Genomic DNA, 4,427 nt, shown 5'->3' with positions numbered 1-4,427 from the left:
CGTGGTCATCACTGACTGCGACCATGACACCATCGCGCCGGAGCAGGCGGTACTCAGCGATCCGCGTGTCCAGCTGCGGCTGGCTTCCTGCAAGACTGGCCAGGACATCATCGACCAGGCGTCGGACGCACACGTACTGATCAACCAGTACGCCCCGGTCACCGGGGAGGTTCTCGACGCGCTGCCGCACTGCCGACTGGTGGTGCGTTACGGGGTCGGCGTCGACAACGTTGATGTGCCCGCCGCTACCAAGCGGGGTGTGTGGGTGGCCAATGTGCCCGACTACGGCTCCGACGAGGTTGCCGACCACACTGTCGCGCTGGCGTTCTCGCTGCTGCGCGGGGTCGTCCGCCTCAACGGCTCGGTGCGCCGGGGTGCCTGGGCCTACGCGGCTGCCCGGCCTCTGCGACGGCTGAGCACCCTGACTTTCGGCGTGGTCGGCTGTGGCGCCATCGGTACCGCGGTCGCGCGCCGGGCGGCGGCCCTGGGCATGCGCGTCATCGGCACGGATCTCGACCCCTCGCGCACGCTCGCGGCAGACACACCGATCGAGAACGTCTCCTTCGACGAGCTGCTTGCCACGGCCGACGTACTCTCCCTGCACGCGAACCTCACCGAGGCGTCACACCATCTCATCGGACGGCAAGCGCTCAATGCGATGAAGCCCACCGCCTACCTCCTCAACACCGCACGCGGTGGCCTTGTCGACTCCGTGGCGCTGCTTGACGCGCTGAACCGCGACGCTCTCGCCGGCGCCGCCCTGGATGTGCTCGAGACCGAGCCGCCGGACGATACAGGTCGCGCTCTCGCCGTCCATGACCGGGTGATCCTGACGCCACACGCGGCCTGGTACTCGGAGGAGTCGTTCGTGACCCTCAAGAACGAGGTGGCCCACGAGGCCCTGCGGGTGCTGCGCGGCGAGCGTCCGCGCTGCCCCGTCAACAACCCAGCGGAGGCACAGCGATGACCATGCAAGCACTCGTGTGGACCGGCAACCACAACGTCACCGTCCGCGATCAGCCACAGCCCATACCCGCCGACGGGTGGGTACTGGTGGACGTCGCATACTGCGGGCTGTGCGGCACCGACCTGCACATTTGCGCCGGCGAGCACCCACGGTCCAAGCCGGGCCTTGTGATCGGGCACGAGATCTCAGGCACCGTGCACGCCGACCGAGCGGGCTTCGCGGCCGGCACCAAGGTGGTCGTCGACCCGCTGCTCCCCTGCGGCGCGTGCCCGCCCTGCCGCAACAGGCGGCCGCACACCTGCGCCTCACTGCGCCTGATCGGCATCGACGTGCCAGGTGGCGCAGCCCGACAGGTCGCCGTACCCGCCGACCGGCTCATCCCCGCACCGGACACAGCCGATCTGCGTCAGCTCGCCTTTGCCGAGCCACTCGCGGTGGCGGTACGCGCCGTCCGACGCTCCGGCCTGCGGCTGGGCGAACAAGTGGTGGTCGCCGGGGCCGGGCCCGTGGGTCTCGCCGTGGCGACCTGCGCTCGGCTGGCCGGCGCCGCGACGGTCGTCGTCGCCGAGCCCTTGCCGGTGCGCCGCAAACTCGCCGCCAACCTCGGCTTCGAGATCGTCGAAACGTTCGCCGGCCTGTCCGCGGACGTGTTCTTCGACGCCGCCGGCCATCCCTCCGTCGCGGCCGGGATGACCGCCGTCGCCGCTCCGACCAGCCGGATCATCCTCGTCGGCGTCTACGGCATGCCGACCACCGTCGACCTTCAGGCCGCCACCTTCAAGGAGCTCACCATCATCGGCAGCCGGGTCTACTCCCGCGACGACATCCGCACCGCGACCGAGATGATCGCCACCGGCCGGTTCGACGCTGAGCCGTTTCTCACCCGCACCGTGCCGCTGGACGGGGCGGCGAGCGCCATCGACGAACTCCGAGCCGGCCGTGAGGTCAAGGTGCTCGTAGAAGGAGCGGCGTGAAAGCCCTGCGCAAGCTCGCCGCGACGCACGAGCACTTCGAACTCGTCGAGGTCGCAGAACCCAAGCCCGAGCCCGGCTGGGTCGTGCTCGACGTGATCTATGCCGGCATCTGCGGCACCGACCTGCACATCATGCACAACGCGTTCCCGAGCTGGCCCCCGGTGACTGTCGGCCACGAGTTCCTCGGCCGGGTGGCGTCGACCGTCGGCGTGGGAGTCACCGGGTGGGCGGTGGGCGACCGCGTGGTCTGCGAGCCGCACTCGCTGGCCTGCGGCATCTGCCACCTGTGCCGCCGCGGACACGCCGAGGTCTGCATGCACAAGCGCTCCCCGGGATGGGGCATCGACGGCGGCATGGCCGAGCGGGTGCACGTCCCCGCTCATCTGCTGCACCGGGTCCCCGCCCAGGTCAGCGACCTCGACGCCGCCCTGTGCGAACCCACCGCCATCGTCATGACCGCCCTGGAACGCACCCCCGTCCCACCCGGCGGCACCGTGCTCGTCTTCGGCCCCGGCCCCATCGGCCTTCTCGCAGCGATGGCGGTACGAGCCTGCGGCGCCGGGCGCGTGGTCCTCGTCGGCCGGCCCTCCAGCCAGTCTCGACTCGAACTTGCACAGCGCCTCGACATCGAGGTCTGGGACTCCACCCAGGTCGACGTCGTCGCTCGCGCGCAGGAGATCACCTCCGGACGCGGCGCTGATCTCGTCCTCGAGACGTCCGGAGCTCAGGAGGCCGTCGCATCGGCCATCGCGGCGCTCCGCCGCCGTGGCCGCCTGTGCGTGCTCGGCGTCCCCGACAGCCCGACGCTTCAGGTGCCGTGGGCCACGGCAATGAACCGGGCACTCGATGTGACCTTCTCCCTGTCGTCGTCGTGGGCGAGCTGGGACGCCGCGCTCGCGCTCATGGCCCATGGCGCGGTCCACCCTGGCCCGCTGGCCACAGTGTTCCCGCTGACTCGGTGGCAGGAAGCCTTCACCGCACTCTCCGAGCGCCGCGTCGTCAAGGCCCTGCTCGACCCCCGCGCACCCTGATCGTCGCACCTGCCCTACCACCGCCCGCCCACAGGAGCTGTCGAGCGGCAGGGCGCACATCCCCTCGTTCCACTCGCGGACTGGGCAGGAGACACGGCTCGTGCGATGGCCCACATCCGCCGGGCTGCCCACCGCCTGCATCGCCCGGGTCGCCCGCGACCTTCTGCCCCATCCGCGCCACACCGAACTGAAGCTTCCCCTTGATCGTGCACACCTGGAGACTGGGATCTGAGGTTCCAGGTGTCCACGATCAAGGGGAAGATCGACTCGCTGTGGTACGGAGTCTGCTCGTGGGCGATGACGAACGCCTCGACGTCGGGACGTCCTGCCTTGCGCCATCGCTGGGCGTGCGAGACACACAGCGGGATCCGGGCGGTCGCCCACAACTCGCACGAGTGTCCACGGACAGCGGGCCGTCCGGGTGAGCGGACATCTCAGGTCCTTATCGGCGGACAGTTGATCTCCCTGTCCGGTATGACTTGGTGGCTGCGTTGCTGCCGGCATGACCACCACCCCTTGGAACCTGCTCGACCTCGACAAGGCATTGCGGGCCAGCTGGGCCGCCGACACCTGTTCGCCCGACGACCAGGCCGACTGGCAGCCGCGCAACCCGGCCTGGGGCCACTGCGACATCACGGCCTTGCTCAGGTGAGCCTGTGGGGACTCACTGGACAAAGACGACGGAACCGAGGGACAAGTTGGACGCCACCGTCTACCGGCGCTTCGCCCAGTGGAGCCGGGACCGGGTATGGGCCAGGCTCCACCGCGTCATCCTCGACGAGCTCGGTGCCCGCGGCGAGTTGGACTGGTCGCGGTGTGCGATCGACTCCGTCAGCGTCAGGGCGGCAAAAGGGGGCCACTGACCGGACCGAATCCGACCGATCGCGGCAAGAGCGGATCGAAAATCCACCTGATCACAGACGGCAACGGGCTACCTCTATCCCTGGGCGTCTCCGGCGCCAACATGCACGACAGCCTCGGACTGGAACCGCTCGTGCGCGGGATCCCGCCCATCCGCTCCCGGCGCGGCCCGCGCCGCCGGCGTCCGGCCAAGCTCCATGCCGACAAGGGCTACGACTACGACCACCTGTGTCGATGGCTCCGTAAGAGAGGCATCCGCCACCGCATCGCCCGCAAGGGCATCGAGTCCTCCACCCGGCTGGGTCGCCACCGTTGGGTCGTCGAAAGGACGGTTTCCTGGCTCGCCGGATGCCGCCGCCTGCACCGTCGCTATGAACGCAAGGCCGAGCACTTCCTCGCCTTCGTCGGCATAGCCGCAACCCTCATCGGCTACCGCCGACTCACCAAGTGAAACGACGTCTAAGACTGTGTCCTACGTGGTGATTGCTCGTTGGTCTGGTCATGGGGCGGGGTACGTGGAGTTGGATTGTTCCGGACGGGTTGTGGGAGATCGCGGAGCCGTTGATCCCTCCGTCGAAGGTGCGGCCGCAGGGT

3 protein-coding genes and 3 pseudogenes are annotated in these 4,427 nt (G+C 69.4%); all 6 read left to right on the top strand.

The annotated features are described in order from the left end of the window. A partial coding sequence (locus NMK44_RS41765) for a C-terminal binding protein (RefSeq protein WP_254753377.1) occupies nt 1-967 on the top strand: 967 nt, incomplete at its 5' end. Beyond that, nucleotides 964-1,941, top strand: coding sequence for a zinc-dependent alcohol dehydrogenase (locus NMK44_RS41760; RefSeq protein WP_254753376.1), 978 nt, complete (start codon nt 964-966; stop codon nt 1,939-1,941). The genes NMK44_RS41765 and NMK44_RS41760, both read left to right, overlap by 4 nt. Then, nucleotides 1,938-2,972, top strand: coding sequence for a zinc-dependent alcohol dehydrogenase (locus tag NMK44_RS41755; RefSeq protein ID WP_254753375.1), 1,035 nt, complete (start codon nt 1,938-1,940; stop codon nt 2,970-2,972). The genes NMK44_RS41760 and NMK44_RS41755 overlap by 4 nt, the downstream gene beginning before the upstream one ends. Nucleotides 2,973-3,474: 502 nt before the next feature. Then, nucleotides 3,475-3,618 (top strand): annotated as a pseudogene (locus NMK44_RS41750) (YunG family protein); the annotation flags it as partial. A 61-nt stretch (nt 3,619-3,679) separates the two neighbouring features. Further along, a pseudogene (locus NMK44_RS41745) lies at nt 3,680-4,284 on the top strand (IS5 family transposase); the annotation flags it as partial. A gap of 50 nt (nt 4,285-4,334) precedes the next feature. Further along, nucleotides 4,335-4,427, top strand: a pseudogene (locus tag NMK44_RS41740) (IS5/IS1182 family transposase); the annotation flags it as partial.

It is taken from the genome of Streptomyces cucumeris, assembly GCF_024295805.1.
In the GTDB taxonomy this organism is placed as follows: domain Bacteria; phylum Actinomycetota; class Actinomycetes; order Streptomycetales; family Streptomycetaceae; genus Streptomyces; species Streptomyces cucumeris.
This window is presented reverse-complemented; position numbering and strand designations above follow the sequence as displayed.

Excerpts from the sequence above, each read along its gene's own strand:
- NMK44_RS41760 (WP_254753376.1), top strand. The coding sequence starts at position 964 with ATGACCATGCAAGCACTCGTGTGGACCGGCAACCACAACGTCACCGTC.